Source organism: Taibaiella helva (assembly GCF_003545695.1).
Taxonomy (GTDB): domain Bacteria; phylum Bacteroidota; class Bacteroidia; order Chitinophagales; family Chitinophagaceae; genus Taibaiella; species Taibaiella helva.
This window is the reverse complement of sequence record NZ_QUZZ01000004.1, coordinates 284,925-307,413: the sequence shown is the minus strand read 5'-3', so window position 1 is coordinate 307,413 and position 22,489 is coordinate 284,925. Positions and strand designations below refer to the sequence as shown.

Below are 22,489 nucleotides of genomic sequence, written 5' to 3'. Positions count from 1 at the left end.
CTACCGGTATAATAAATAAATGAAGGCAGGTAAAGGTTCATGAACGAACATTATAAGCTGATAACCAGGGAGGTCAGGTCTTTCTAAAGCACCAGGGCTGCCCAAAAGGCAGCCCTGGTAAAGATACAGCGATACACTTTAGCCGGCCAGCTCATTCACGATCTCCAGCACATTGGTCGTAATGTAATTCAGCTCATCGTCGCTCAGCTCGGTATGGATTGGCAGGGAGAGCACGCGTTTGTTCAGGTAGTCGGTGATCTCCAGGTTATAATCTGCTCCACCCAGGTCAGCAAACATCTTCTGCTTGTGGCTGGGTACGGGATAGTAGATCATCGAAGGAATACCTTTTTCGGCCAGGCGGCGCTGCACTTCGTCGCGGTCTACCTGGTCCAGCTGGATCGTGTACTGGTGAAAGACATGATGGCTGTAATCGGCACGATAGGGTGTGGTGACCAGCTCATGCCCGGCAAAAGCGCGATCGTAATAATCGGCGGCGATACGGCGGGCATCGCAATATTGGTCCAGCTCGCTCAGCTTAACGCGCAATACGGCAGCCTGTATCGAATCCAGGCGGCTGTTGCAGCCCACCAGCTCATGATAATACCGCACCTTCTGGCCATGGTTGGCGATCATCTGCATTTTTTCATACAGGGCGCTGTCATTGGTGAAGATCGCGCCGCCGTCGCCGTAGCAGCCCAGGTTTTTCGAAGGGAAAAAAGACGTGGTAGCGATCGTGCCCATGGTGCCGTTGGCTTTACGCTGGCCGTCGGGGAAAGTATAATGGCCACCGATGGCCTGCGCATTATCTTCGATCACCGGGATCTTATACTCAGCCGCGATGTCGAGTATCTCTTTCATATCAGCGCTCTGGCCATAAAGATGAACCGGGATGATGGCTTTGGTCTGAGGCGTTATGGCCGCCCTTATGGCCACAGGGTCGATCGTGAATGTACGGGGATCTACTTCTACAAAAACGGGTTTGAGGCCCAGCAGGGCTACTACTTCCACAGTAGCAATAAAGGTGAAGGAAGGGGTGATCACTTCATCGCCGGGCTTCAGGTCGAGGGCCATCAGCGCGATCTGGAGAGCGTCGGTACCATTGGCGCAAGGGATCACATGCTTTACGTCGAGATATTGCTCCAGCTCCTGTGCAAACAGCTTGACATCTTCACCATTGATAAAGGCGGTGCTGTCGATCACGCCTGCGATCGCTTCGTCGATCCTGGGCTTTATTTTCTGGTACTGGCGTTTCAGATCCACCATTTGTAAGGGTTCCATATACTGCGTTGAATTAGAAGGTAAGCGGTTATTTTTTTGTGTTGCAGCGGCTGCAGGATAGAAAACGGCTTTTTCGCGGGAATAGTATGGCGGTTGCGGATTTAGCTCAGCGCTTCTTCCTTTTTCCCGGCAAGCAGGTACAAAACGGCCATTCTTACAGCTACGCCGTTCTGGACCTGGTCCAGGATAATGGATTGTTTGCTGTCGGCCACGTCGCTGTTCAGCTCCACGCCGCGGTTAATGGGGCCGGGGTGCATGATCACGATCTCTTTGTTGAGCGAATCGAGCAGCGCTTTATTGACGCCGTAATACAACGAGTATTCCCGGAGCGTGGAGAACAGGGGCTTGTTCTGGCGTTCGAGCTGTATCCGCAGCACATTGGCTACATCGCACCAGGCAAGGGTTTCGCGTACATTGTACGATACCCTTACCCCCAGCTTCTCAATATGCTTGGGGATCAGTGTGGGCGGGCCGCAAACGGTAACCTCGGCGCCCATTTTGGTCAGCAGGTAAATATTGCTGAGCGCTACCCTCGAGTGCATGATGTCGCCCAGGAGGGCTACTTTTTTTCCTTCAAGGCCGCCCAGCCGCTCTCTTATGGAAAAAGCGTCGAGCAAGGCCTGGGTGGGATGCTCGTTGATCCCATCGCCTGCATTAACGATGCTGGCATTGATGTGCCGGGACAGGAAATGCGGTGCACCGCTGGCCGAATGCCGCATCACCACCATATCCACCTTCATGGAAAGGATATTGTGTACCGTATCGATAAGCGTTTCTCCCTTAGACACAGAGCTGCCCGAAGCTGCGAAATTGATTGTGTCGGCGCTGAGTCTTTTTTCTGCCAGCTCGAAAGATATGCGGGTGCGGGTAGAATTTTCGTAAAATAAATTAACTATGGTAGTGTCGCGGAGGGTAGGGACCTTCTTGATGGGGCGTTGCAGCACGTCTTTGAACTGATCTGCCGTACGGAGTATCAGGTCTATATCTCCCGGCGTCAGATCTTTGATGCCTAACAGGTGTTTTACGGATAATGACACTATACTGTTCTGTTTTTATTGAGCTTTAATGATGGGTGATCGCTAATCCAGCATCACCACTTCGTCCTTTTCATCTTTTTCTTTCCACAGCACTCTTACTTTCTGCGTCGCTACTGAATCTACCGTCATGCCCACATAGTCGGGCTGTATGGGCAGCTCGCGGCTGAAACGGCGGTCGATGAGCACCAACAGCTCTACCGACTCCGGCCTGCCGAAATCAAGCAGGGCGTCCAGGCCTGAGCGGATCGTGCGGCCGGTGTACAGCACATCGTCGATCAGCACTACCTTCTTATTTTCCAGGCTGAAGCTGATATCCGTTTCCTGGGCGACATGCAGCTCACTGGAGGTATTGAAATCGTCGCGGTAAAAAGTAATGTCCAGCTTGCCATAGGGGATATGCGCCCCGGGCAGCAGGGCATTCAGCTTCCGGTGAATGCGGTCGGAAAGATAAATACCCCTTGGCTGAAGACCGATCAGCACGGTGTCGGAAAAGTCAAGGTGATTTTCCAGCAACTGGTGGGCCAGACGCTCTATCGTGATCTGTAGCTGCTGCTGGTTGAAAAGCGATTTCATAATATCGGTTATGCAGCGCTGCCGGTTTTGATGGCAGGTTGCAGGTAATAATAGGGTTTAGGGTGCAATACGGAATTTTTCCCAGGGGCCATAGCCGGGCAGGGTATCTTCGCCATTGTCGGTCTCCGGCTCTCGGAAAAATACGATACGGTCGTGAAGACGGTTTTTGCGGCCCTGCCAGAATTCGATCTTCTCCGGGATCACTTTATAGCCACCCCAGTGTTCCGGGCGAGGTATTTCGCTTTCGGCATATTGTGCTTCCAGCTCCTTCACCCTGCGCTCGAGCTCTTCCCGGCCGTCGATCACCTGGCTTTGCGGCGATACAGCTGCGCTGACCTGGCTGCCTTTAGGACGGGAATGAAAATAGGCGTCTGAATCGGCGGCCGGAATTTTACGGGCTACCCCTTCGATCCGCACCTGGCGCTCCAGCTCTTTCCAGAAGAACAATAAGGCTACGGAATCTTCCTCGGCGATCTGCCGGCCTTTATCGCTTTCATAATTGGTAAAGAAGGTGAAGCCTTCCTCGTCGAGACCCTTTAGCAGCACAATGCGTGCTGAAGGAAGGCCCCATACATTGGCCGTAGCCAGGGTCATCGCATTGACTTCTGTAATGCCTGCCGCTTCGGCTTCGGTAAACCACTTTTGAAAAAACAGAAGCGGATTGTCGCCCACTTCTGTTTCATTCAGCATTGCCTTCTGGTAGTCGGCACGTATTTGTGCAATATGTCCGGAGATATCAGTCATTCAGATCGGAAGTATTCAGGTATTTGAACATTACCCAGATCCATACGATCGCCATCACAATAACAAGGGTGTAAGTTGCGATCTCTCCGATCTTATTACCGGCATCATAAACGTTGAGCAGTACAGCGGTCATATAACAGTATTTGTTTTTTCAGACTTTGATTTAATGTTGGCAAAGGTATTACAAAACCGGTTACGATCAAAGCCGGCTTCCGAAAACAGCTGCCGGATAATGGAAATCCGTGATGTGCCAAAATCCGTGAATTCCCTTAGCAGCCGGAGCGGTCTTCTTGCTACCTTGTGGTCTAAATCAAACCAGCAATGAAAAAGAAAAACCAAAGCCCCAAGCTCGATCTGGCAAAAAAGAGCCTGTTACCCTTAACCGCCCGCGGCCTTATCGGCGGCGCGGGTTCAGCAGCCTGTAATAAGTACACTGCCGTTAATTGTTTGACGGTAATCGAGATCGCCTGCGGCATCACCTTTATGTGTATTGAGACCCGCAATCCCAAATGTTAAGCCTGGCTATGCAATAAGCATAGTGTACGGTGCCGGATCACAAACGGTCCTGTCAAGGCATCTGTTTGTGATTTTTTGCATATCCAATTCTTAATTAATGCAAATGTTGGATTAAGTGATGTGTAGCCGTATTATATTTGTTTTTAGTTTCAACATTGGCTTTGATACGGCCAGAGTTCTTCTGTTTTCTGTTTCGCTCCGGTAGTTCTACCGGAGCTTTTTTATATGATTACCCTGCGTGTAAGCAAAAGCATTATATCCGCTTTGGAAAAGGATACGATCAGGGCGGGCGCGGCGACCAAATCCACCAGGCGGTCCTTCCCAGCCTTGCGGTCCTTGTGAGCTGTCGCAGGTAAATCTTACGCTGTGCCTGCAGAACAGTTTTCCCGATTGGTGCGTCCAGACAACACAAGGAGCAATGCCCTTAAATCGGCATGGGCGATTGTCAGCAATGAAGATATTACCGTGTACTACCTTGTAAAGAAAGTAATACCGGAAAAGGTTCTTCAATTTTTTAATGGTTGCTATAATGCTTATAGCTTTAGTGTCAATTTCATGTTCTTCATCAGTAGTGAGAGTGTTTTTCCTGAATAGAAAGGAGAGCTCAATTATGGTATTAGAAGTGAGCTCCAGAATGTGTTTTTTGTATTGCCACCAAAATCTAAATCCATTAAATGAACTGAAGTTTTCTTTAGCCTTGTATTCTATAGCAGGGAGGTTGTCAGGAGCATTAACAAGCTTTATCTTACCTGATTTATCTATATCTATAAAAGGTCCAGGCGCGCTTTCCCATTTGACTTCATGAATCTCATAGATTACATCTGCTTTTTGTAGTTCTTGCGCCCAGGCATCAAAATGTTTCAATTCCATTTAGCTTTCACTTTGTAGCAAATTAAATTCTTTTATTCAAAATACCTTACCTACCTTACCCAATAAGGTGTATATAGATAAGGTAGGTAGGCTTTTGTATAACAGTGAAAATGTTGTATCTTTTATGAGAAAATTTTGCAGAATGCAATCAGATTTTGAAAGTCAACTAAGTTTATTTGAAGTAGCATCTCATTCTCTTTTATAATGCAGCTGAATTCACTAAAGGGAAAGAGAATTAGATGATTTTCATAATAGTTTGAATGTTTTTGTTTCCACTCTTTTATTGCATTAATACATAAATGCTCAACTTGAGAATATTCATGCATAGCCACTTTACAGTATACTTCATGCTGGTAATATTCAACCAACCTTCTAAAAGATAAAATAAGGTTGTAAAAAGCTACTTTTTCGGCTGGATGACTCAGCCCATAAACCTTTATAGGAAATCCTTCATTCTTTGCTAAAAGGTACTGCCAGTAATATGTGTACTTATCTAGCCAGCTTTCAATAAAAGAGATTGGAATTGGTAACCTGTGTTGTTGTAGTTCCTGAATGGCTATTTTGTAAATGGGAGGCATTGTTGAACTTCCTTATTTAATATAAAAACTTATTGGGTTTTGAATTTACATTCTAATTGATGATTCTTTTTATATTCATCAATCACCTCTCTAAAGAATGCAAGTGGAATACTTTCTCCAAATTCATATTGTTCAAATCTCTTTTCCCAATGTGAGAAATGATTTATATTTTTTTGTATCCACTTTACCACATCTGGATACCCAATGTAAAACCAATCTGGATTTCCTGGGGCTCTAAAATCTTCTTCTGAGAAATACTTTTTAAAGGTTGGTGATGGTCTGATTGGAATTATACTTTCTAGGTCACTATCATGTTCATACCCTGAATGTGGTCTCCATAGGGACATAAGTTTGTTATTAGCCCTGTTGTTTTCCATATACAGCTCAAAATCAATATTATCCTTAATGAAAAATCCATCTATAACCCTCTTCATATAAGCTGATGATTCTTCTCCCCATTGTATCATCCATTGTCTTTTGTTGCGATTAAATAAAGTGCTGAAAAGTCCCATAATGAATATTTTAGAGGTCACCTGCCATTGCTTTAGCAAGCTGGGTTTTGAGTTGCTTAATATTGTCCTTGAATATTTGATCACTATCTGCATACTTGCTTCTTTCAATAAATTCTTCTAAGGGAAAGCTTAATATCCTAGCACTGCTATTGGGGGCTGTGGCAGAATTGATATGCCTTTTTGCTATAGGTTCTCCTGCGCCAACAAACTCTTTGACAACAAAATCTGTAAATACATATCTGTATTCCTGGTCTTTTACATAAATCTTATAAGAGAAGGTAACAACAAACCTTTGTTTTCCTCGATATTCGAAATCAAAAAAACCATTACCAAAAATCTTGCCTTGTTCCTCATCCTGATATGTTATGGGAGTGGTTATTACAATGGTTGTATAAAATACTTTTCTCATTTTGGTTTTAGTAGCAACTTCTCGATTAAAATTCTGGCTAGCGACAAATTGTAATCCATATTTAAAAAGGTTGTGTTGTGTGCCTGCTACTGTTTTTGTTTTTTCATAGGTTATCTTTCCTGTTTCTTTATCTACAGGGTAATTGTACTCATTGTCTTGGGCTGATGCTATTACTGCCCCACATAAAAGAGCAATAAGAAGCTTTAAGGTTTTCATTATAGGTTTAGTTTTTGTAAGCAAATGTATTGAGTAAATCAAAATATAGCAAATTTGCTATGGTTTTAGGCCTGCTAAAGTATTCATTTTGGCAGGTGAGTTACTATAAAGACATAAAAGGTATGAAAGCTGTGGGAGAGAGGCTAAGGGAACTTAGAAAGGCTAAGAATCTTTCCCAGGAAGAACTAGCTAATCTTTGTGATTTGCCTCCCTCCCAAATCAGCAGGATTGAAACTGGCACTATAAATACCAGTATAAGTCATATTTTTCTTTTGGCTGAAAAGCTAAAAGTGCATCCTAAAGAGTTTTTTGGTTTTATTTTCCCTTTTGAAACTTAGCTAATGAAATTTAGTCAGCGAACTGGTTTTATCCCTGTAGGAAAAGATATTCAAATTGAATCGATTGATAGTGATCTTAAGAATACACTATGGAATGTTTTTGACATTTTTGTTGTTGGTAGGCTAAAATTGGAAAAAAATATCACAGTTTTTTACAGAGACTATTTGTGGTCTGAGTATTTTAAGAACACTATTGATACTGCCCCTAGGACCCTTTCTCAGTTAATAAATCACATAAGAAACTATTTTTTTTCTTGTCAATGGTATGAACTTTATGACTTTATAGAATTCACTGTTTTTCAGCTTGGGAGTGAGCACTTTGATAACTTCTTCGAAGTTAAGGGTATGGTTAGTATGTTTAATAGAGCTTTAAAGAAAGAAGCTTCAGGTTATAGATTTGTAAATAATAAAATAGCTCCTATTGCTAATACAGAAGAGATAAGCGAATATGAATTGGCAGTGGGACAGACTATTAGCTATACAGCTTTGAAGGGTGCCAATATTCATTTAAGAGATGCAATGCAAAAATTGTCAGATAGGAAAAATCCAGACTATAGAAACTCCATCAAGGAATCTATTTCAGCAGTGGAATCTTTAGCTAAGGTCATATCCAATGGTGCAAAAGATTCACTTGGTGGAGCTTTAGATAAGATCAAAGGAAAGATTAAACTTCACCAGTCTTTGGAAAGAGGATTTAAGCAGATATATGGTTATACTAGTGATGGTGATGGTATAAGGCATAGCCTAAGTGATGAACCTAATTGTGACTTTGATGATGCAAAATTTATGCTAGTATCATGTAGCGCATTTATTAACTATTTAATTTCAAAATCAATTAGAGTGGGGGTTGACTTTGCTAGAGCAGACACTTGATATAAGTTGTTGATTAAAGTTTTCTATAGTAGTCTTCTTTTAATTTTATACCACATTGAATTTCTCTGATTTTAGGATGATTCAGTACATAATTATCGAAACCAATCCACTTTAAAATTAACATATTTAGGAGAGTATAAAATCTCATTGAGGCATAGTATAGGTCTTGATTTATTCTATCTAAAGATCTTGTTGCACCTTCGTTGGTGAAGTCAGGGACTCTTCCATGCAAGAAATCATTTCTACTTTCTAAGACTTTTATATCTTCTGGTAAAAGAGATATTCCTAGTTTTTTAAATGGAGCTCTAAGCCTTTCCTTATTTGTTGTTTGGTTTATTTGCTCTATTCTACCTAGCAAAACTTTTAAATCTTCGCTTGAAATTGATGCACTGTACTTTTGAACTACGTCAGTACATTCTTTTCTAATTGTTTTGCTAAGATTTTTATCTTTTATTGGTGCTAATTTAAGTTTATCATCAGCCATAATAATGTCTGATAGATTTTCCAAAACAATTGCAAACCCTCCAGGCATGAATAGGAGAGTTGCAAGGCAAGACTCTAACATTAATAAAATTGCTGATGAAAATTCTAAAGAATCATAAAGCCTTTGGCACAGAATGCTAAATTGATGAAAAGAAACAGGCTGTAGGGTCTTATTTTTGTAATATTTTTCAGCTAGGTTCTTCTTTTTATCTAAATATCCATAAGGGTTTGTATGCAGAGGAGTGTAAATGCTTCTGATAGGTGGCCTTATATCATGGTAGCCATAGTATTTTGGTATTTCCATCTTTTGTTTTGAATATACAAAGAAGTAACCTTCTCCTCCTGCTAGATGTCCACATAAATAACCAATCCCCTTTTGAACAGCAAAAGCTTTATCACTGAATTCTTCAAATGTCTGTTTCAGCTGAGATTCAATAGATAGATAATATCTCTTGGGGCTGCCTTGATGAATTACATTTGCGTATATAGTCTCACTATTAATTAGTGCTTTAACCCCAGTTCTAGAAACATATCCTAAGTCTGTGTTGAATGTGCAGTCCTCTAGATTAAAGTGAAAAGCTATTTCCTTTTCTAGAGGGATAATTAGTCTATGGTAGTAAGCTTGCTTCACTGTAAATCCTTTGGAGTAAAAGGCATTAATTGCCCCTTCATAATCCCCATCAAGATTCGTACTATTTAGAAAAAGACTATCAATTATAAAAGTGTCTTTCTTTTCTATAAATTCAACCTTTTTAATTACTTCACCAACAAGATTGGAAGTAATTGGCCTGTTTAAACTGAATGTTAATTTGTAGCCTTTATTATTATGGATAAGCTTAGAATTTAGGTCAGTTGCTAAAAGACTTTTTTTGTTGATTTTGCCATTCACGTTCTTTCTGAAATACTCAACTATCTCTAGTGGTTTCTTGTGGAATAGCAGAGGTTTCAGATAAGTTGGTATGTGCTCTTTCTTTTTCATTCATAGTGATTTAATAGGGTTATAGATTGCCTCTGTCAGTTTAAGACAAATTTAAAATAGTATTTACTTTATCCATTTCATTTCCCAACTTTTTCAATTCGACTTGTGCATAATGCTGCTCTGTAATTAGTACAGAACTATGTCCCATAAGCTTGCTTACTACCTTCATGGGTACATCATGAAATAATAGGAAGGAACCAAATGTTTTCCTGGCTACTTTATGGGATAAAGGGCTTATTGATGCTTACAATTTCTGCAATCTCTTTTAAATAGCTATTGATTTTCTGGTTGCTGAACCTGGGAACAATTTCATCTGTTGTGCTATATTTCTGCTTAAAAAGCAAGATCAGCTTTTGAGTCCTTTCTAGTATTGGAATGTGAATTTCAACATCTGTTTTTTGTCTTGTATAACAAATCCAAAATTTCCCATCTACCCCTTTAATGATATTGCTGTTTCTAAGGCTCATGGCATCCATATAGTGCAGTCCTGTATATACAGAGAACAGGAATATATCCCTAACTAAAGTAAGTCTGTCTTGGGCAAATTTGTAGTGCTCCAGTACAGCCAGTTCATCCATAGTAAGAAATATTACTTTAGGCTTTTCATGCTTGAATCTGTGGTTAGGGAATGCAGGCCTTTGAATTGTCCCATAATCAAAAGCAAGCTTCATCATTGCCTTAAGTTTCTGTATAGTCTTATTATAAGATGCTACAGCCATATTCCTGTCTGACTTTAGATAAAGCTCAAATTCATTAAGAAATTTAGTGTCTACCTTGGTTACTGGAATATCATTAATGCCTTTTACCTTTTTCAGAAAATTTCTTACTGAATTTTGCATTTGGACACATTTTATTATAGTAGATGTCTTGTATGCCTTTCCTTCAAGTTCTTTCATCTGCTTATACTTGTAGTCATATACCTCCATTAAAGTTCTGAAAGGAGTGTTATTCCTGTTGAACAGCCTGTTTAATATATCATCAATGGAGTATTCTTCTTGATCTTTTATAAGTTGTGTTTCTATGGTTTGAATTTTGTTGGTTAGCTCCTGAATTTTGGCATTGACAGAAAGGGATAAGGGAGATTTGCCAGATACCTTTTGTTTATCCTGATGCCATATATGTTTGGGGATTGTAATTCCTACAGAAAACCTTTTCTGTTGTTTATTGAGGGTTAACCTGCAATGCAATGGTACTTCTCTTTCTTTAGTTGCTCTTGAACTAAGTACCATAAATAGTATTTTTAAATTTTGTGTTGAATGCATTAGTTGCTGATTTTTAGCAACTTAAAAGGTTAAAAATGGCACCTCTTGATTTTATGTCATGGCACCTGAAAAAGCACCTGTGAGGATTATTAGAGTAGATAAAAGTTTTTATAGTAAATTTTGAGGAAATTGGCTCAAATGCAGCAACATCAACTGTTTCAACAATAAAAAAACACCTGCATTACTGCAAGTGTTTACATTGTTGTGTCCTCGTAGGGACTCGAACCCTAGACCCGCTGATTAAGAGTCAGCTGCTCTACCAACTGAGCTACGAAGACAGGGACGCAAAGGTAAGAAAACCTGTAATTAATCAAATAGTAATTATTGAATCACGGATAATTTATTTGCGACCAGCGTTGTCAACGATCCGATAACTTTTGGGCCTTAAATGCATCGAACTGCCTGCGGAAATCGGCGAGGGTATCACAGACGATAATGCGGTAACCGCTGGAGTTGAACATATTCGAATTCTTCCTGCCTTTATTCTGACCGATGACCACGGCAAAGCGCTCGCCGAGAAACAGGGCTTCAATATTGATCACGGGTTGTTTACCTGAAAGGAAGTAATATATTCTCGCCGGCAGGCCAAACTCCTTCTTCCATTTAATATAGCCGCCGATACTGGTAATCACCTTGCAGATATCCCGCTGAAGTGCTGCTGTATCCATAATGACTGATGATTAAAAAGCGTTGCAGGCCGGTCTGTGTATGCCTGTGGCTTCTAAACGCCTAATGTACAACCTTTGTTCGTAATAGAGGTGTAAGAGAAAAGATAAAGCTGGCCGAGGGTAAAAGCAAAATTCAAATTCCGGGAATCAAGTTCCAAATTCCAGAAAACCAAAATCCAATTTCTAATATCTAATGTCTAACATCTAATGTCTAACATCTCAATCACTCCTTCCACAAGAAGGGGAACAGCACGGCTGCGAGACTGACAATGAGGGCGTCCAGTCCGAACATGACCCAAACCATGCTCCACCAGCCTTCCTGCTGCACCGAGGCGACAGCGCCCAGCGCCAGGTTGCTCAGGACCATCAGCAGGGGAATGGCAATAGGAAACCCCAGGATCGCCATCAGCGCCGCATTTTGCCTCGCCTGTGCGGCAATAGCCGACAGGAAGGTAAACAGGAGCGACAGGCTGGTAGCGCCCAGGCAGGCCACACCGATAAAGGTACCCATCCTGATTACAGGGCTGCCGAGCAGCAAGTGGAACAGCAGCAGGGAGATGAACATCATCGCGGTCATCAGCACGAGACTGTAGACCATTTTGGCCAGAATATACTGCACCGGTGCGACCAGTGTGAAGTAATAGCGCATGCGGGCCTCGCCTTCCTGCAGGAAACTCTTGGCCACGGTATTTACCGTGACGAACAATTGTGCCACCCAGAACAAGGCGTTCCAGATGCGGCTTTCCGGCTGTCCGGCCATCATGTACAGCACAAACACCGTGCAGCCCACATAAAGGATGACGCCGAAAAAGGTATGCTTCTGGCGCCATTCCAGCAGGAAATCTTTACGGATGAGGGTCAGTATCTGTTTCAGGTACATGTGCAATGGTTTCGGAACTGCCCCGGAAGAGGACAGTTCCGTTCAGGGCTCAGGCCCAGACAATTTTTTCAGTAAGGGGGATATTACGCACCGCCTCTTTGCGGGGCTGATCGCTGTAACCCAGGTACAGGAAGCCGACCACCTGGTCTTCTTCCTGTAGCTTCAGGTAGGTTTTCATAGCCGGCTTCAGCGCCATGCCGCCCGTATTCCATATGGCGGCCATACCACTGGCTTCAACCGCCAGCAATACATTCTGTATCGCAGCTGCCGTCGCAGCATATTCCTCCATAAGGGGGATCTTGGTCTCCGGTGTTCGGCGCATCACGGCGACCACCAGGTGCGAGACCATATCCCCTGCATGAGCCAGGTTCTCAAAGGTCTGCTCTTTGCGGTTTTCTTCGGCCGTATGATCCCAGTAAAGCTGTGCATGATCCTGGCAAAACTGCTTCAGGCCGGCGCCGGTGAATACAAAAAAGCGCCAGGGCTCGGTGCGGCCGTGTGTGGGCGCATAATCGGCCAGCTGTAAAAGTTGTTCTATTGCTGTATCCGGAATGACCTGCCCGTTCATGGCAGCAGCCTTGGTGGTACGCCTGTCTTTGATGATCCGGGCTATGGTTTCGAAATCCTGGTTCATTGATCCTGTGGTTTTAAGCTTTTGAGAATAACGGCGCAAAAGTACTAAAGATTGAGCGGGTTTCTGATTAATTGCTATTTTTGACCATTCGCAAACATTCCGATAAATATGAATCAAAGAATCGCTGATATCATCGAGCAATCCATAAAAGTGAAGCAGCAGGTATTGGCCGACGAGCAGCTGATCGCCACCGTGAACGAAGTAACTGAGAAAATAATTACGGCGTTTTCTTCCGGGAATAAAGTATTGTTCTGTGGCAACGGCGGCAGCGCTGCCGATGCGCAGCATCTGGCGGCCGAGTTTTCGGGCCGCTTCTATACCGACAGGAATCCTTTACCCTCCGAAGCCCTGCATTGCAACACTTCTTACCTTACTGCAGTGGCCAATGATTATGGCTACGAGCTGGTCTACAGTCGCCTGCTGAAAGGTATGGGCAAAGCAGGAGATATCCTGGTAGGGCTCAGCACTTCTGGCAATTCAGCCAATATCCTTAAAGCATTTGAGCTGGCAAAGGAAATGGGTGTGATCACGGTTGGCTTTACCGGCGAAAGCGGTGGTAAGATGAAGCCGCTTTGCGATTATCTCATTAATATTCCCAGCAACGATACGCCCAGGATACAGGAATGCCATATCACCATCGGTCATATTATTTGCCAGCTGACGGAAGAACGTTTGTTCCTCGTTTCCTGAAGCGCTTTTCTCCCTTATTTTCAGCGAAACAATGGAGTGTATTATTCTGGCCGGCGGGCTTGGTACGCGGTTGAGCGGTGTGGTAAACGATGTGCCCAAGTGCATGGCGCCGGTGGCCGGAGTGCCATTCCTGTCGCATGTATTGCAATACCTGGAGCAGCAATTTGCCGATCACGTTATTTTCTCGCTCGGTTACAGATCCGAAGCGGTAATCGAATACCTGCGGCAGAAAGCATACACCTTCAAAACCAGCTGGGTGCTGGAGCCCGAACCTTTGGGCACAGGAGGTGGTATCCGCAGGGCATTGATGAAATCCAAAGAGCGTGAGGTCTTTATCCTGAACGGCGATACGATGTTTGCTGTAGACCTGCGGGCGATGAATCAGGCCTTCGATCCCCGGCACAAAGCGATGCTGGCCCTGAAGCCCATGCGGGATTTTGAACGCTACGGCGCGGTGCAGCTCGATGCGGCTGAAGAAATTACCGCCTTCGAAGAAAAGCAATTCCGGGAAGCAGGCCTGATCAACGGGGGCGTTTACCTGCTGAACAAGGGGCAGGCTAACCTGGCCGCCTTTCCTGAAAAGTTTTCTTTTGAAAAAGAATTCCTGGAACCGGAAGCGGGCAAGGGAACTTTGCAGGGCTTTGTAAGCGACACCTATTTCATCGATATCGGCGTGCCCGAAGATTATTATAAGGCACAGGAAGATTTTAAACAGTAAAGACATTATGGCATCGGCATTATTCCTGGACCGCGACGGGGTCATTAACGAAGAGAAAGACGGCAGCTATATTTTTCACAAAGACGAGTTTGTTTTCTATAACGGTGCAGTACCAGCGCTGGTGCAGCTTTCAGCCGCTTTTGATTATGTTTTCATCGTAACCAACCAGCGCGGAGTAGGTCGCGGCTATATGACCGAAGCTGCCTTGCTGGAAATCCACGATCACCTGACAGAAGCAGTGGTGCAGGCCGGCGGAAAAATCGATCGCATCTATTTTGCCCCCTCGGTCGACAGCAACCATTCTCACCGCAAACCCAATACGGGTATGGGGCTCGATGCACAAAAGGATTTCCCGGATATCGATTTTAAGCAGAGCGTGATGGTGGGCAATAACCTCAGCGATATGCAATTTGGCAGAACACTGGGCATGAAAACCATTTTTCTGCATACGACGCAGCCTGCCTTCGATCTGCCGCATCCCCTTATCGACGAGCAATACGACTCTTTATCCTCCTGGAGCCACAGCTTCAGGAGTTAAGCGCAACCTTATAAAATAGTAGGCTTGCAGCATACCTCAACCTTATACCGGGTTATCTTTTCCGGGATTTGTATCCTGCTTACTGCGACGACCTTAAGCATCTACGCCGGCTATCTGCAGGGCTATCTTACATTACATTATTCCTTCTGGCTGGAGCTGGGTATGGTCTGCGGACAGCTGCTCTTTCAGGCCCTGTGGCTGCTGAAGTCGTCCTGGCAGCGCATCGTTCAATACTGGGGTCAGCTGCTGACGGTGTCGTTGATCGGCTCTGTGCTGCTATGGCCCTATATCGGGCTGCGGCAATGGCTGCAGCTGCCGGCGCTATCCGCCCTGTGCTGGTTCTTTGCCGTGGTCGCCATTATGTTCCTGGAACACCGGCGCAGGGTTGCCCGTTTGTCGCTGCCGGCTTACCTTAGCTATACCTGGATCGGCTATCGTTTACTAATCCTGGCATTTATCATATGAAAAGAGAGAAAGTTGTCCTGGCGGGTGGCACCGGCTTTATCGGGCGGTACCTGGCCGCCCGCTTTGAAAGCGAAGGATATACAGTGGTTATTGTCTCACGGACTGAAGGTCTGTCCTGGAACGATGCCGCCGGTGTCCGCAATGCCCTGGAAGGTGCAGCCCTGCTGATCAACCTGGCCGGTAAATCGGTCGACTGCCGGTACACACCCGCCAACAAGGAGGCGATCATGCGGTCGCGGACGGAAACCACGCAGACCCTGGGGGAAGCCCTGCTTCGCTGCGAACAACCACCGCCCTTATGGCTCAACTCCAGCACGGCTACCATTTACCGGCATGCAGAAGACCGCCCGATGACAGAAGCTGGCGGTGAGTTGGGCAGCGGGTTCTCGGTCTCTGTAGCGACTGCCTGGGAAGATACTTTTTTTGCTTTCGCCTGCCCGCAAACGCGGCAGGTAGCCTTGCGCATCGCTATTGTGCTGGGTGAAGGAGGCGGTGCGATGCGCCCTTACCGGAACCTGGTGCGCTGGGGTCTTGGCGGCAGGCAGGGAAGCGGCCACCAGCGCTTTAGCTGGATCCATATAGAGGACTTGTATCGTGCGATCCGTTTCATTGCGCAGGAAGCGCACTTGCAAGGACCAGTCAATTGTTCCGCGCCTTTCCCAGTCACAAACAGGCAGCTGATGGCATCGCTGCGGCGGCAGCTGTATATGCCTTTTGGTATGCCTGCGCCGGCGTGGTTGCTTAAAGCCGGAGCGCGGCTTATTCATACCGAAACGGAACTGGTATTGAAAAGTCGCTGGGTGCTGCCGGAAAAGCTTCTGGCAAGCGGGTTCCGCTTCCGGTATCCCCGCCTGGACGCAGCATTGGCACAGATCATCAATGGCTGGCCGGCGACGTCATTGCCGGAATTGTCGTAAATTTCTGCTGCAAATGCCGAACATGCAGCCCAAGGCACGACAGGGCTGCTTTTACCAAACACCTGAAACAAATGAAAAAAGCTAAAATGAACAGGGGCCGGCTGCAGCTGGCCCGGCAAAAGATCGCCAACCTGACGTAACTCAGCGGCGGCAATGATACCGTAGGCCACAGCTTTACGATCACCCGCGAATGCGAACTCCAGAGCGGCCATCCCTGTGTCGTGGTAACCGGTACCTGTGCCCGGAGCATCGGCGCCTGCACGCTCAACCCGGCCTACTCCGGCTGCTAAGCTGCACTGGATTTAGGAAAGTCAAAAGAGCAAAGCCGAGTCTGGCTTTGCTCTTTTGTTATATGGCTGTACCGGTCAGGCCTTTAGGGGCGACAACAGGTAGTGCTGCGATACGGTCATCGCATCGCGCCATACCTTATTCAGCTCCGTATCGGAATCGAGTATGCTCATGCCGCAAAGCGGGTATAGGGCGTTGATCAGGTCACGGGCGCTTCCGGCAGCGCCTTTGGCGATGTTGTCAAAAGTGTTCTGCACTTCCGGAGCGGCTTCCCTGCCCGCTTCATAAAGCCGCCATATTTCCCCTAGAGCAGCATACATCTCAGCACGTGCGGCCAGGAAGGCCTTGCCCCGGCATTCGTATACTGAGCGGGCTGCGGGATTATTCCATAGCAGCTGGTCGCTGTGCAGCGGCTTTTTTCCAATGGCCAGCGCTTCGTACAGCTCCATAAAGCGCAAGGCAATACCGGTAAGCATGCAGGCCATGTCGATCACGGCCAGCCGGGCAAAAGGAAAACGGTACAAGGGCCCGCCGGCGAAAGCCGAAGCCTGCTGCAGGTTGAATACCTGCGCATCGGGGACGAATACATCCTTGATCTCGAAATCGTTGCTGGACGTGCCCCGCAGGCCTATGGCGTTCCAGTTGCGGTGATTCAGCGCCTGGCCCGCAGGTACGATAAAGGAGCGGAACGCTGGCTGTCCTTCCTGTTCTATAGTCTTTCCCCCCTCATCGAGCAGCCAGGCGTTGGCCGTAAAATGCGTGGCGTGATTGGCACCGCTGGCATACTTCCAGCGACCGCTGAGGCGGTAGCCGCCTTCGGCGCGTGTGGCCCTGCCCGACACAGCGCCGCTGCCGGCGCAGCAGGTATGCGGATCGCTGAAAATGCTTGTTGCTGTAGCGGCATCGAAATAGCCGGCAAACATATTGGCGCCGGCGCCCAGGTTGACGCACCAGCCGGTATTGGCTTCGGCCCAGGCCAGCGCTTCGAACAACTGCACGGCTTCCGGGAGGCTCGTCTCCAGCCCGCCACAGGCACGGGGAACCATCAGCTGAAACCAGCGACGCGCATAAATAAGATCCAGCACCGCAGGCGGCAGGCTGCGGTTATGCTCGGCCTCAAAGGCGAGCGACCTCATCAGGCGCAGGCTCCCGGTATCGATCAGGCCGGCCGGGTGCGCCATAGCCTGCTCTGAGAGAAAGGAAGAGCTTGTCATGCTAAAAGCGGATATTAAGCGCTAGCAGGAAATTGGTGCCAGCTTGCGGGAAGTAATAATTTTCGGTGGTCAGCGTACCATCGGCTTTATAGCTGAAGGTATAGCCGCTGCTTTCATATTTTTTGTTCAGTACATTGTTGAGGGCCAGCGAAAGACCGATCTCTTTTACAAAAGAAGGCTGTATCGTATAGCGCAGGCGCAGGTCGCAAAGGCCATAGGGATCGATGCTGCGGTCTTTATTGGTCGTGTTGTCGAGGTACTGGCGGCCTACATATTTACCGATCACATCGATGTAGAGCTGCTGCTTTTGCAGCAGCTTGCGCAATGGCTCGAAGGTGGCTGTGCCGCCTGCGATCACCGAAGGCGCGAAGGCAATATCGGTCTCTTTGTAGCTGTTTTTGATCTGGATATTGGTATCGTAGTCATCGATGTATTCTTCAAAATCCAGGATGCGGTTGCGGGAGAAGGTGGCGTTGGCTTGTATTTGCAGCCAGCCGGCCGGTGTAGCGGCAGCCATCAGCTCGATGCCGGCGCGATAGCTTTTGGGCGTATTGGTGCGGGTAGCAGTACCCACATCGTTGATCTTGCCGGTAGGTATCAGCTGGTTGTGGTAGTACATATAATACAGGTTGGCGCCAGCCTCCCATTTCTTGCCCTGGTACTGGTAGCCCAGCTCGCCGTCGTACAAGGTTTCCTGCCTGGGCGCCTGGGCAGGTGAGGCTTCGAAGTCGTCGCGGTTGGGCTCTTTGTTGGCTATGGCAAAGGAACCGTAGATCTTGCTTTCGGCATTATTGGCATGGTTGAGGATATAGCTGAGCCCTGCTTTTGGGTTAATAAAGTTGAAGTCCGTACGAGGCATCAGGTCCGGGTTTTTGCGGAAGCCGTTGATCTCGTAGCGCACGCAGCGGTATTGCAGATCGCCAAAGACATAGAGATGCTCGCCGACCTGCTGTTGCAGCTTGGCATAAATATTGAAATCGCCTTTGAAGGAAGTAAGGTTGTACCAGCGGTAATCTACCGGTACACCGTAATCGGCCCAGGTCACGAAGCCGTAATGCTTGCCGTCGTAACGGGTGTAAGCGCCGCCCAGTATGAATTGTGTCTTTGCTGTTTTATAGCTTAGCGAATAAATGCCGCCGTAGTAATAGTTGTCCAGCCATAGCCTGCGGGTCAGGTCTGTGGTGCCGAAGGTGTCGCCTTTCGGCGTAATGAATGGCGGGCGATTGTATTCCGAAAGCTTGTCCTGGAGCCGGTATTCATTGTAAAAGCCTTTTCCGCGGGTAAGGAACAGGCCGGCATGAATGCTCCAATGCTCGTCGAAGCGATGATCGAAGAACAGCTGGTAATAATCCTGCTGATAATTGTCCGTTTGGTCATTATAATAGCTGCCGTCCGCCATCAGTCCCAGGCCATTGAAGCGACGATTGGTCTTCAGCGAATCCTTCGGGATCCCGTTCCAGGCCTGCTGTGTACGCTCGGTGCCGGTAAACAGGTTGAACTTAAGCGCCGTCCGTTCATCTTTGGATGTCCATCCGGCAATGAACTGCAGCGCCTTCAGGTCGGAAGCTGAACGGTCCACATAGCCATCCGAGCCAATCTTCGAAGCCCGAACATCAAATTGGAAGCCGCCTTTCAGCAGGCCGCTCCCGGCCCGTACCGTATGTTTCCAGGTGTTGTAGGAGCCATAGCTGTTGTTGACTTCTGCATAGGCTTTCTTTTCCTGCAGCAGGTTGCTCAGGTTTACCGATGCCCCGAAAGCCCCGGCGCCATTGGTTGAAGAGCCCACACCGCGCTGTATCTGAATGGAGTTGGTCGAGGAAAGCAGGTCGGGAAAATCAACGAAGATCGCGGCCTGCGACTCCGCATCGTTTACCGGTATGCCGTTAATGGTGAAATTGATCCGGGAGTCATCAGTGCCCCTGATGCGCATGCTGGTATAGCCAATGCCCGCACCGGCATTGGAGCTGATCACTACCGAGGGCGTCAGGTTCAGCAGGTAAGGGATGTCCTGGCCCAGGTTGGCGATACGGATATCTTTTTCTTTCAGGTTGGCTACGGCAAATGGCGCTTTATCGCCTACTCTCACCGCGCTTACTTCCACCGGGATCAGCTCCTGGACACGGTTCAGGGAAGAGGCGCTGTCGGTTTCCTGCGCGCCGGCTGTAAAAGCGGTGCAGAAGCAGCTCAGCAGGCAAAGGTTTCTGGATCGGATGTTCATTATGGTCACAAATTGATATACTTGTTCTCCCTTCCGGCAGCCGGAACGGTACTCACAGCCCATAGTGCATGGTGCAGCAAGGGCGGGATACAATAAGGTAAGTTGTGGGAAAAACCTTCGGCTTACCTTTCCTAACCGGCATTATCCGGTCCAGGTTCTACGGGTATAATCTCAGCCTGGTTAGTAAGGCACCCCGAGGTTGCTCAAGAGCAAGTAGAAAGAACAGGTATCCTGTTCCGCTGCAAAAATAGTATTTCCCGGCCGGGAATTCAAATCAACAGGCACAACAGCCGGATAGGAAACAAGTACACTCCCGTAGGGTTATTTATTGAATGAATGGCAATGGTGCTTGCCCCGAAAAGACTTCCGTAAGTATCAGGCTGCGTTCCGGCCCATAGCAATGCGTTTGCCGATACGGTAGGCCAGGTAAGAGAGCGGAATTGCAGCCACGACGTCGACGGTGTAATGAACGTGCTGTACCAGCACCAGGGAGCCGACAATGATGGTAGAGGCCAGGGCCAGCTTCTTGTCCAGCGGTTTCAGCAGGCAGAGGAAATAAAGGAACTGCGATGAAACATGACCTGAAAAGAAAAGATCCTTGGTCACGAACGAGCTTTTGTTACCGTAAAAGAAATTGGACAAAGGATCGACCAGTGGAATAAGGCCGTGAGGCGGGTTGAGCGGAATAAGCGATATGGTCAGCATCCGCATCAGGGTGAGCACGATAAAGCCGTAGAGGCCTACCAGGAACAGCATCGGGTTGCGGATGCAGCGGAAGATCATGAGGAAGGTAATGCCCCAGATACAGACGAAGATCGGTACGGATACGTCTGCCGGTTTCACATGATCGACAATAAAATCCTTCAGCAGATAGCCATCCCTTTGTTCGATATGCTGGAAGAAGAACGGGAAAAAAAACAGTATGGCGGCGAAAACAAGGGAGATCACGATCAGCCTGGTCTTAAAGCGGTCTTCTTTAACCGCTTCTTTCCAGGTTAGGGCCGGTAGGGTATTTCCTTTAAACGATAACATGCGACACACAGGATGCTTCACTTACGGACAGCTAATATTATGTCCGTATTAAATTTTAGCATGCAAAGATGCAACTAGTTTTTCAATGTTGACTGATAATATTTGCAGGCCTGCTGCAAACCGCATTGGCTGCACTTGGGATTGCGGGCGACACAAATGTATCTGCCATGCAGGATAAGCCAGTGGTGGGCCTTGTGTATTAATTCTTTAGGGAAAAAACGGATCAGCTGCTGCTCGGCCTGAAGGGGTGTTTTGGCATTGAGCGTAAGGCCGATACGCGCCGAAACGCGGAAAACATGAGTGTCTACCGCCATATTGGGTTGCTGATCAATAACCGAGGTGATCACATTGGCCGTTTTGCGGCCCACACCGGGCAGCCGTATCAGTTCGGCAACGGTAAGCGGCACCTCGCCATGATAATCGCTCATCAGCATTTGCGCCATGCCGATGAGGTGTTTGGTCTTGTTGTTGGGATAGCTGATGCTGCGGATGAGGGGAAAAAGCTCGTCGAAGGTGGCTTCCGCCAGGCTTGCGGCGTCGGGGTAGCGGGCAAAAATAGCCGGTGTGGTCATATTGACCCTTTTGTCGGTGCATTGCGCCGACAGGATCACGGCAACGAGCAGCTGGAAAGGGTTGTCGTACAACAATTCGGTCTCCGCTTCCGGAGCAAACTCCGAAAAGTAATCGATCACAAACTGGTAGCGCTCTTTCCTGGTCATTATCGAAGCGGGTTGAGGTAGCGGTCGCTGTCGAAGCGACCTGTGTTCCGGTTCGTCCTTCAGGCAAGCTCAGCGACCAGTTGGTTGCGGCTGCTGAGCTTGCAGGGGGCGACGATTTATCTTACAAGCGTACCTACATTTTTGCCGGTCACCACATCAGACAGGTTGCCGGTCTTGTTCATATCGAATACAATGATGGGCAGGTTATTTTCCTGGCACAAGGTGAACGCGGTCATGTCCATTACCTTCAGCTCTTTGGCGATCACCTCGCTGAAGCTGATGGTTTCGTAACGGGTGGCATCGGGGTTCTTTTCCGGGTCGGCAGTGTAGATACCATCTACCCTTGTGCCTTTAAGGATCACATCGGCATTGATCTCGATGGCGCGCAGTGAGCCTGCCGTATCGGTAGTGAAATAAGGATTGCCTGTACCGGCGCCGAAGATCACCACGCGACCTTTTTCCAGGTGGCGTATGGCACGGCGGCGGATATATGGCTCAGCGACCTGTTCCATTTTGATCGCGCTTTGCAGCCGTGTCTTTACACCCACTTTTTCCAGCGAAGCCTGCAGGGCCATACCGTTGATTACGGTGGCCAGCATGCCCATATAATCGCCCTGGGCCCGCTCGATGCCGGTCTCGGCTTCATTCATACCCCTGTAAATGTTACCACCCCCGATTACTACGGCTACCTGCACGCCAAGGTCGGCTACCGCCTTGATATCGATCGCGTACTGGGTCAGCATCACCGGATCAAGTCCGAAGCTGCGGTCGCCCATTAAAGATTCTCCTGAGAGCTTAAGTAGTATTCTGTTGTACTTTGGTAACATGTGCGTAAAAAAG

General features: G+C 47.3%; 28 protein-coding genes, 1 tRNA gene and 1 riboswitch. Of the genes, 8 read left to right on the top strand and 21 right to left on the bottom strand.

Going from position 1 to position 22,489, the window contains the following annotated elements; translation table 11 throughout:
* Positions 1 to 138 precede the first annotated feature (138 nt).
* From DZC79_RS09230 to DZC79_RS21165, 5 genes are all read right to left on the bottom strand, one after another.
* The gene (locus DZC79_RS09230; RefSeq protein WP_118951266.1) at positions 139 to 1,278 is read right to left on the bottom strand and encodes a DegT/DnrJ/EryC1/StrS family aminotransferase; all 1,140 of its coding nucleotides are present in this window, start codon (positions 1,276 to 1,278) and stop codon (positions 139 to 141) included.
* Positions 1,279 to 1,379: 101 nt separating this feature from the next.
* Complete coding sequence (locus DZC79_RS09225; RefSeq protein ID WP_198666834.1) at positions 1,380 to 2,315, bottom strand: aspartate carbamoyltransferase catalytic subunit; 936 nt, start codon at positions 2,313 to 2,315, stop codon at positions 1,380 to 1,382.
* A 42-nt stretch (positions 2,316 to 2,357) separates the two neighbouring features.
* Positions 2,358 to 2,888, bottom strand: a complete 531-nt coding sequence (pyrR, locus tag DZC79_RS09220; RefSeq protein WP_118951264.1) for a bifunctional pyr operon transcriptional regulator/uracil phosphoribosyltransferase PyrR — start codon at positions 2,886 to 2,888, stop codon at positions 2,358 to 2,360.
* Positions 2,889 to 2,945: 57 nt separating this feature from the next.
* Complete coding sequence (gene pdxH, locus DZC79_RS09215; protein WP_198666833.1) at positions 2,946 to 3,632, bottom strand: pyridoxamine 5'-phosphate oxidase; 687 nt, start codon at positions 3,630 to 3,632, stop codon at positions 2,946 to 2,948.
* On the bottom strand, positions 3,625 to 3,765 hold the full coding sequence (locus DZC79_RS21165) for a hypothetical protein (RefSeq protein WP_157977029.1): 141 nt from the start codon (positions 3,763 to 3,765) through the stop codon (positions 3,625 to 3,627). Before DZC79_RS21165 ends, pdxH begins: the two co-directional genes overlap by 8 nt.
* A gap of 188 nt (positions 3,766 to 3,953) precedes the next feature.
* Here DZC79_RS21165 and DZC79_RS09210 point away from each other — a divergent pair, with 188 nt between their 5' ends.
* Positions 3,954 to 4,148 (top strand): hypothetical protein, encoded by a 195-nt coding sequence (locus DZC79_RS09210; RefSeq protein ID WP_118951263.1) that lies wholly within the window; start codon positions 3,954 to 3,956, stop codon positions 4,146 to 4,148.
* 207 nt (positions 4,149 to 4,355) lie between these two features.
* On the opposite strand, the gene DZC79_RS09205 is transcribed toward DZC79_RS09210, so the two are convergent.
* From DZC79_RS09205 to DZC79_RS09190, 4 genes are all read right to left on the bottom strand, one after another.
* Complete coding sequence (locus tag DZC79_RS09205) at positions 4,356 to 5,018, bottom strand: hypothetical protein (protein WP_118951262.1); 663 nt, start codon at positions 5,016 to 5,018, stop codon at positions 4,356 to 4,358.
* A 122-nt stretch (positions 5,019 to 5,140) separates the two neighbouring features.
* A complete protein-coding gene (locus DZC79_RS09200; protein ID WP_118951261.1) occupies positions 5,141 to 5,596 on the bottom strand; it encodes a hypothetical protein in 456 nt (151 codons plus the stop codon).
* Positions 5,597 to 5,625: 29 nt separating this feature from the next.
* On the bottom strand, positions 5,626 to 6,108 hold the full coding sequence (locus DZC79_RS09195; protein ID WP_157977028.1) for a hypothetical protein: 483 nt from the start codon (positions 6,106 to 6,108) through the stop codon (positions 5,626 to 5,628).
* Positions 6,109 to 6,118: 10 nt separating this feature from the next.
* Positions 6,119 to 6,733 (bottom strand): hypothetical protein, encoded by a 615-nt coding sequence (locus DZC79_RS09190; RefSeq protein WP_118951259.1) that lies wholly within the window; start codon positions 6,731 to 6,733, stop codon positions 6,119 to 6,121.
* Between the two features lie 59 nt (positions 6,734 to 6,792).
* Between DZC79_RS09190 and DZC79_RS09185 the strand changes: the two genes are divergently transcribed.
* The gene (locus tag DZC79_RS09185) at positions 6,793 to 7,071 is read left to right on the top strand and encodes a helix-turn-helix domain-containing protein (RefSeq protein WP_118951258.1); all 279 of its coding nucleotides are present in this window, start codon (positions 6,793 to 6,795) and stop codon (positions 7,069 to 7,071) included.
* 3 nt (positions 7,072 to 7,074) lie between these two features.
* On the top strand, positions 7,075 to 7,944 hold the full coding sequence (locus DZC79_RS09180; RefSeq protein WP_118951257.1) for an AbiJ-NTD4 domain-containing protein: 870 nt from the start codon (positions 7,075 to 7,077) through the stop codon (positions 7,942 to 7,944).
* A 13-nt stretch (positions 7,945 to 7,957) separates the two neighbouring features.
* Here the strand turns inward: DZC79_RS09180 and DZC79_RS09175 are convergent, their stop codons facing one another.
* The 7 genes from DZC79_RS09175 to DZC79_RS09145 all read right to left on the bottom strand — a co-directional run bounded on the left by DZC79_RS09175 (position 7,958) and on the right by DZC79_RS09145 (position 12,850).
* Positions 7,958 to 9,406, bottom strand: coding sequence for a hypothetical protein (locus tag DZC79_RS09175; protein WP_118951256.1), 1,449 nt, complete (start codon positions 9,404 to 9,406; stop codon positions 7,958 to 7,960).
* Between the two features lie 40 nt (positions 9,407 to 9,446).
* A complete protein-coding gene (locus DZC79_RS21840) occupies positions 9,447 to 9,575 on the bottom strand; it encodes a hypothetical protein (protein WP_394342493.1) in 129 nt (42 codons plus the stop codon).
* A 49-nt stretch (positions 9,576 to 9,624) separates the two neighbouring features.
* Positions 9,625 to 10,635, bottom strand: coding sequence for a phage integrase SAM-like domain-containing protein (locus tag DZC79_RS09165; protein ID WP_198666832.1), 1,011 nt, complete (start codon positions 10,633 to 10,635; stop codon positions 9,625 to 9,627).
* A gap of 238 nt (positions 10,636 to 10,873) precedes the next feature.
* A tRNA-Lys gene (locus tag DZC79_RS09160) sits at positions 10,874 to 10,946 on the bottom strand.
* An 81-nt stretch (positions 10,947 to 11,027) separates the two neighbouring features.
* Complete coding sequence (locus tag DZC79_RS09155; RefSeq protein WP_118951253.1) at positions 11,028 to 11,336, bottom strand: hypothetical protein; 309 nt, start codon at positions 11,334 to 11,336, stop codon at positions 11,028 to 11,030.
* 223 nt (positions 11,337 to 11,559) lie between these two features.
* A complete protein-coding gene (locus DZC79_RS09150; RefSeq protein ID WP_118951252.1) occupies positions 11,560 to 12,216 on the bottom strand; it encodes a heme exporter protein CcmB in 657 nt (218 codons plus the stop codon).
* Between the two features lie 49 nt (positions 12,217 to 12,265).
* Positions 12,266 to 12,850 (bottom strand): nitroreductase family protein, encoded by a 585-nt coding sequence (locus DZC79_RS09145; protein ID WP_118951251.1) that lies wholly within the window; start codon positions 12,848 to 12,850, stop codon positions 12,266 to 12,268.
* A gap of 108 nt (positions 12,851 to 12,958) precedes the next feature.
* Here DZC79_RS09145 and DZC79_RS09140 point away from each other — a divergent pair, with 108 nt between their 5' ends.
* Genes DZC79_RS09140 through DZC79_RS09120 form a run of 5 tightly spaced genes read left to right on the top strand, consistent with a single transcriptional unit; the run spans position 12,959 to position 16,178 of the window.
* A complete protein-coding gene (locus DZC79_RS09140; RefSeq protein WP_118951250.1) occupies positions 12,959 to 13,540 on the top strand; it encodes a D-sedoheptulose-7-phosphate isomerase in 582 nt (193 codons plus the stop codon).
* A gap of 31 nt (positions 13,541 to 13,571) precedes the next feature.
* A complete protein-coding gene (locus DZC79_RS09135; protein WP_118951249.1) occupies positions 13,572 to 14,258 on the top strand; it encodes a nucleotidyltransferase family protein in 687 nt (228 codons plus the stop codon).
* A 7-nt stretch (positions 14,259 to 14,265) separates the two neighbouring features.
* The gene (locus DZC79_RS09130) at positions 14,266 to 14,796 is read left to right on the top strand and encodes a D-glycero-alpha-D-manno-heptose-1,7-bisphosphate 7-phosphatase (protein WP_118951248.1); all 531 of its coding nucleotides are present in this window, start codon (positions 14,266 to 14,268) and stop codon (positions 14,794 to 14,796) included.
* Between the two features lie 24 nt (positions 14,797 to 14,820).
* Positions 14,821 to 15,261: a hypothetical protein gene (locus DZC79_RS09125; protein ID WP_118951247.1), complete on the top strand. Its 441-nt coding sequence runs from the start codon at positions 14,821 to 14,823 to the stop codon at positions 15,259 to 15,261.
* On the top strand, positions 15,258 to 16,178 hold the full coding sequence (locus DZC79_RS09120; RefSeq protein WP_118951246.1) for a TIGR01777 family oxidoreductase: 921 nt from the start codon (positions 15,258 to 15,260) through the stop codon (positions 16,176 to 16,178). Before DZC79_RS09125 ends, DZC79_RS09120 begins: the two co-directional genes overlap by 4 nt.
* A 365-nt stretch (positions 16,179 to 16,543) precedes the next feature.
* Here the strand turns inward: DZC79_RS09120 and DZC79_RS09115 are convergent, their stop codons facing one another.
* From DZC79_RS09115 to pyrH, 5 genes are all read right to left on the bottom strand, one after another.
* Positions 16,544 to 17,680: an acyl-CoA dehydrogenase family protein gene (locus DZC79_RS09115; RefSeq protein ID WP_118951245.1), complete on the bottom strand. Its 1,137-nt coding sequence runs from the start codon at positions 17,678 to 17,680 to the stop codon at positions 16,544 to 16,546.
* 1 nt (position 17,681) lies between these two features.
* Positions 17,682 to 19,898: a TonB-dependent receptor gene (locus DZC79_RS09110; RefSeq protein ID WP_118951497.1), complete on the bottom strand. Its 2,217-nt coding sequence runs from the start codon at positions 19,896 to 19,898 to the stop codon at positions 17,682 to 17,684.
* A gap of 111 nt (positions 19,899 to 20,009) precedes the next feature.
* Positions 20,010 to 20,104: riboswitch (TPP riboswitch) on the bottom strand.
* Between the two features lie 169 nt (positions 20,105 to 20,273).
* On the bottom strand, positions 20,274 to 20,930 hold the full coding sequence (locus DZC79_RS09105; RefSeq protein ID WP_118951244.1) for a phosphatase PAP2-related protein: 657 nt from the start codon (positions 20,928 to 20,930) through the stop codon (positions 20,274 to 20,276).
* Between the two features lie 74 nt (positions 20,931 to 21,004).
* Positions 21,005 to 21,649, bottom strand: coding sequence for an endonuclease III (gene nth, locus DZC79_RS09100; RefSeq protein WP_118951243.1), 645 nt, complete (start codon positions 21,647 to 21,649; stop codon positions 21,005 to 21,007).
* Positions 21,650 to 21,765: 116 nt separating this feature from the next.
* Positions 21,766 to 22,476 carry a UMP kinase gene (gene pyrH / locus DZC79_RS09095; RefSeq protein WP_118951242.1) on the bottom strand — a complete coding sequence of 237 codons (711 nt, stop codon included), beginning with the start codon at positions 22,474 to 22,476 and terminating at the stop codon, positions 21,766 to 21,768.
* Positions 22,477 to 22,489: the final 13 nt, after the last annotated feature.

Excerpts from the sequence above, each read along its gene's own strand:
- DZC79_RS09230 (WP_118951266.1), bottom strand. The coding sequence starts at position 1,278 with ATGGAACCCTTACAAATGGTGGATCTGAAACGCCAGTACCAGAAAATA.
- pyrR (WP_118951264.1), bottom strand. The coding sequence starts at position 2,888 with ATGAAATCGCTTTTCAACCAGCAGCAGCTACAGATCACGATAGAGCGT.
- pdxH (WP_198666833.1), bottom strand. The coding sequence starts at position 3,632 with ATGACTGATATCTCCGGACATATTGCACAAATACGTGCCGACTACCAG.
- DZC79_RS21165 (WP_157977029.1), bottom strand. The coding sequence starts at position 3,765 with ATGACCGCTGTACTGCTCAACGTTTATGATGCCGGTAATAAGATCGGA.
- DZC79_RS09210 (WP_118951263.1), top strand. The coding sequence starts at position 3,954 with ATGAAAAAGAAAAACCAAAGCCCCAAGCTCGATCTGGCAAAAAAGAGC.
- DZC79_RS09205 (WP_118951262.1), bottom strand. The coding sequence starts at position 5,018 with ATGGAATTGAAACATTTTGATGCCTGGGCGCAAGAACTACAAAAAGCA.
- DZC79_RS09200 (WP_118951261.1), bottom strand. The coding sequence starts at position 5,596 with ATGCCTCCCATTTACAAAATAGCCATTCAGGAACTACAACAACACAGG.
- DZC79_RS09195 (WP_157977028.1), bottom strand. The coding sequence starts at position 6,108 with ATGGGACTTTTCAGCACTTTATTTAATCGCAACAAAAGACAATGGATG.
- DZC79_RS09190 (WP_118951259.1), bottom strand. The coding sequence starts at position 6,733 with ATGAAAACCTTAAAGCTTCTTATTGCTCTTTTATGTGGGGCAGTAATA.
- DZC79_RS09185 (WP_118951258.1), top strand. The coding sequence starts at position 6,793 with ATGGTTTTAGGCCTGCTAAAGTATTCATTTTGGCAGGTGAGTTACTAT.
- DZC79_RS09180 (WP_118951257.1), top strand. The coding sequence starts at position 7,075 with ATGAAATTTAGTCAGCGAACTGGTTTTATCCCTGTAGGAAAAGATATT.
- DZC79_RS09175 (WP_118951256.1), bottom strand. The coding sequence starts at position 9,406 with ATGAAAAAGAAAGAGCACATACCAACTTATCTGAAACCTCTGCTATTC.
- DZC79_RS21840 (WP_394342493.1), bottom strand. The coding sequence starts at position 9,575 with ATGAAGGTAGTAAGCAAGCTTATGGGACATAGTTCTGTACTAATTACA.
- DZC79_RS09165 (WP_198666832.1), bottom strand. The coding sequence starts at position 10,635 with ATGGTACTTAGTTCAAGAGCAACTAAAGAAAGAGAAGTACCATTGCAT.
- DZC79_RS09155 (WP_118951253.1), bottom strand. The coding sequence starts at position 11,336 with ATGGATACAGCAGCACTTCAGCGGGATATCTGCAAGGTGATTACCAGT.
- DZC79_RS09150 (WP_118951252.1), bottom strand. The coding sequence starts at position 12,216 with ATGTACCTGAAACAGATACTGACCCTCATCCGTAAAGATTTCCTGCTG.
- DZC79_RS09145 (WP_118951251.1), bottom strand. The coding sequence starts at position 12,850 with ATGAACCAGGATTTCGAAACCATAGCCCGGATCATCAAAGACAGGCGT.
- DZC79_RS09140 (WP_118951250.1), top strand. The coding sequence starts at position 12,959 with ATGAATCAAAGAATCGCTGATATCATCGAGCAATCCATAAAAGTGAAG.
- DZC79_RS09135 (WP_118951249.1), top strand. The coding sequence starts at position 13,572 with ATGGAGTGTATTATTCTGGCCGGCGGGCTTGGTACGCGGTTGAGCGGT.
- DZC79_RS09130 (WP_118951248.1), top strand. The coding sequence starts at position 14,266 with ATGGCATCGGCATTATTCCTGGACCGCGACGGGGTCATTAACGAAGAG.
- DZC79_RS09120 (WP_118951246.1), top strand. The coding sequence starts at position 15,258 with ATGAAAAGAGAGAAAGTTGTCCTGGCGGGTGGCACCGGCTTTATCGGG.
- DZC79_RS09115 (WP_118951245.1), bottom strand. The coding sequence starts at position 17,680 with ATGACAAGCTCTTCCTTTCTCTCAGAGCAGGCTATGGCGCACCCGGCC.
- DZC79_RS09110 (WP_118951497.1), bottom strand. The coding sequence starts at position 19,898 with ATGAACATCCGATCCAGAAACCTTTGCCTGCTGAGCTGCTTCTGCACC.
- DZC79_RS09105 (WP_118951244.1), bottom strand. The coding sequence starts at position 20,930 with ATGTTATCGTTTAAAGGAAATACCCTACCGGCCCTAACCTGGAAAGAA.
- nth (WP_118951243.1), bottom strand. The coding sequence starts at position 21,649 with ATGACCAGGAAAGAGCGCTACCAGTTTGTGATCGATTACTTTTCGGAG.
- pyrH (WP_118951242.1), bottom strand. The coding sequence starts at position 22,476 with ATGTTACCAAAGTACAACAGAATACTACTTAAGCTCTCAGGAGAATCT.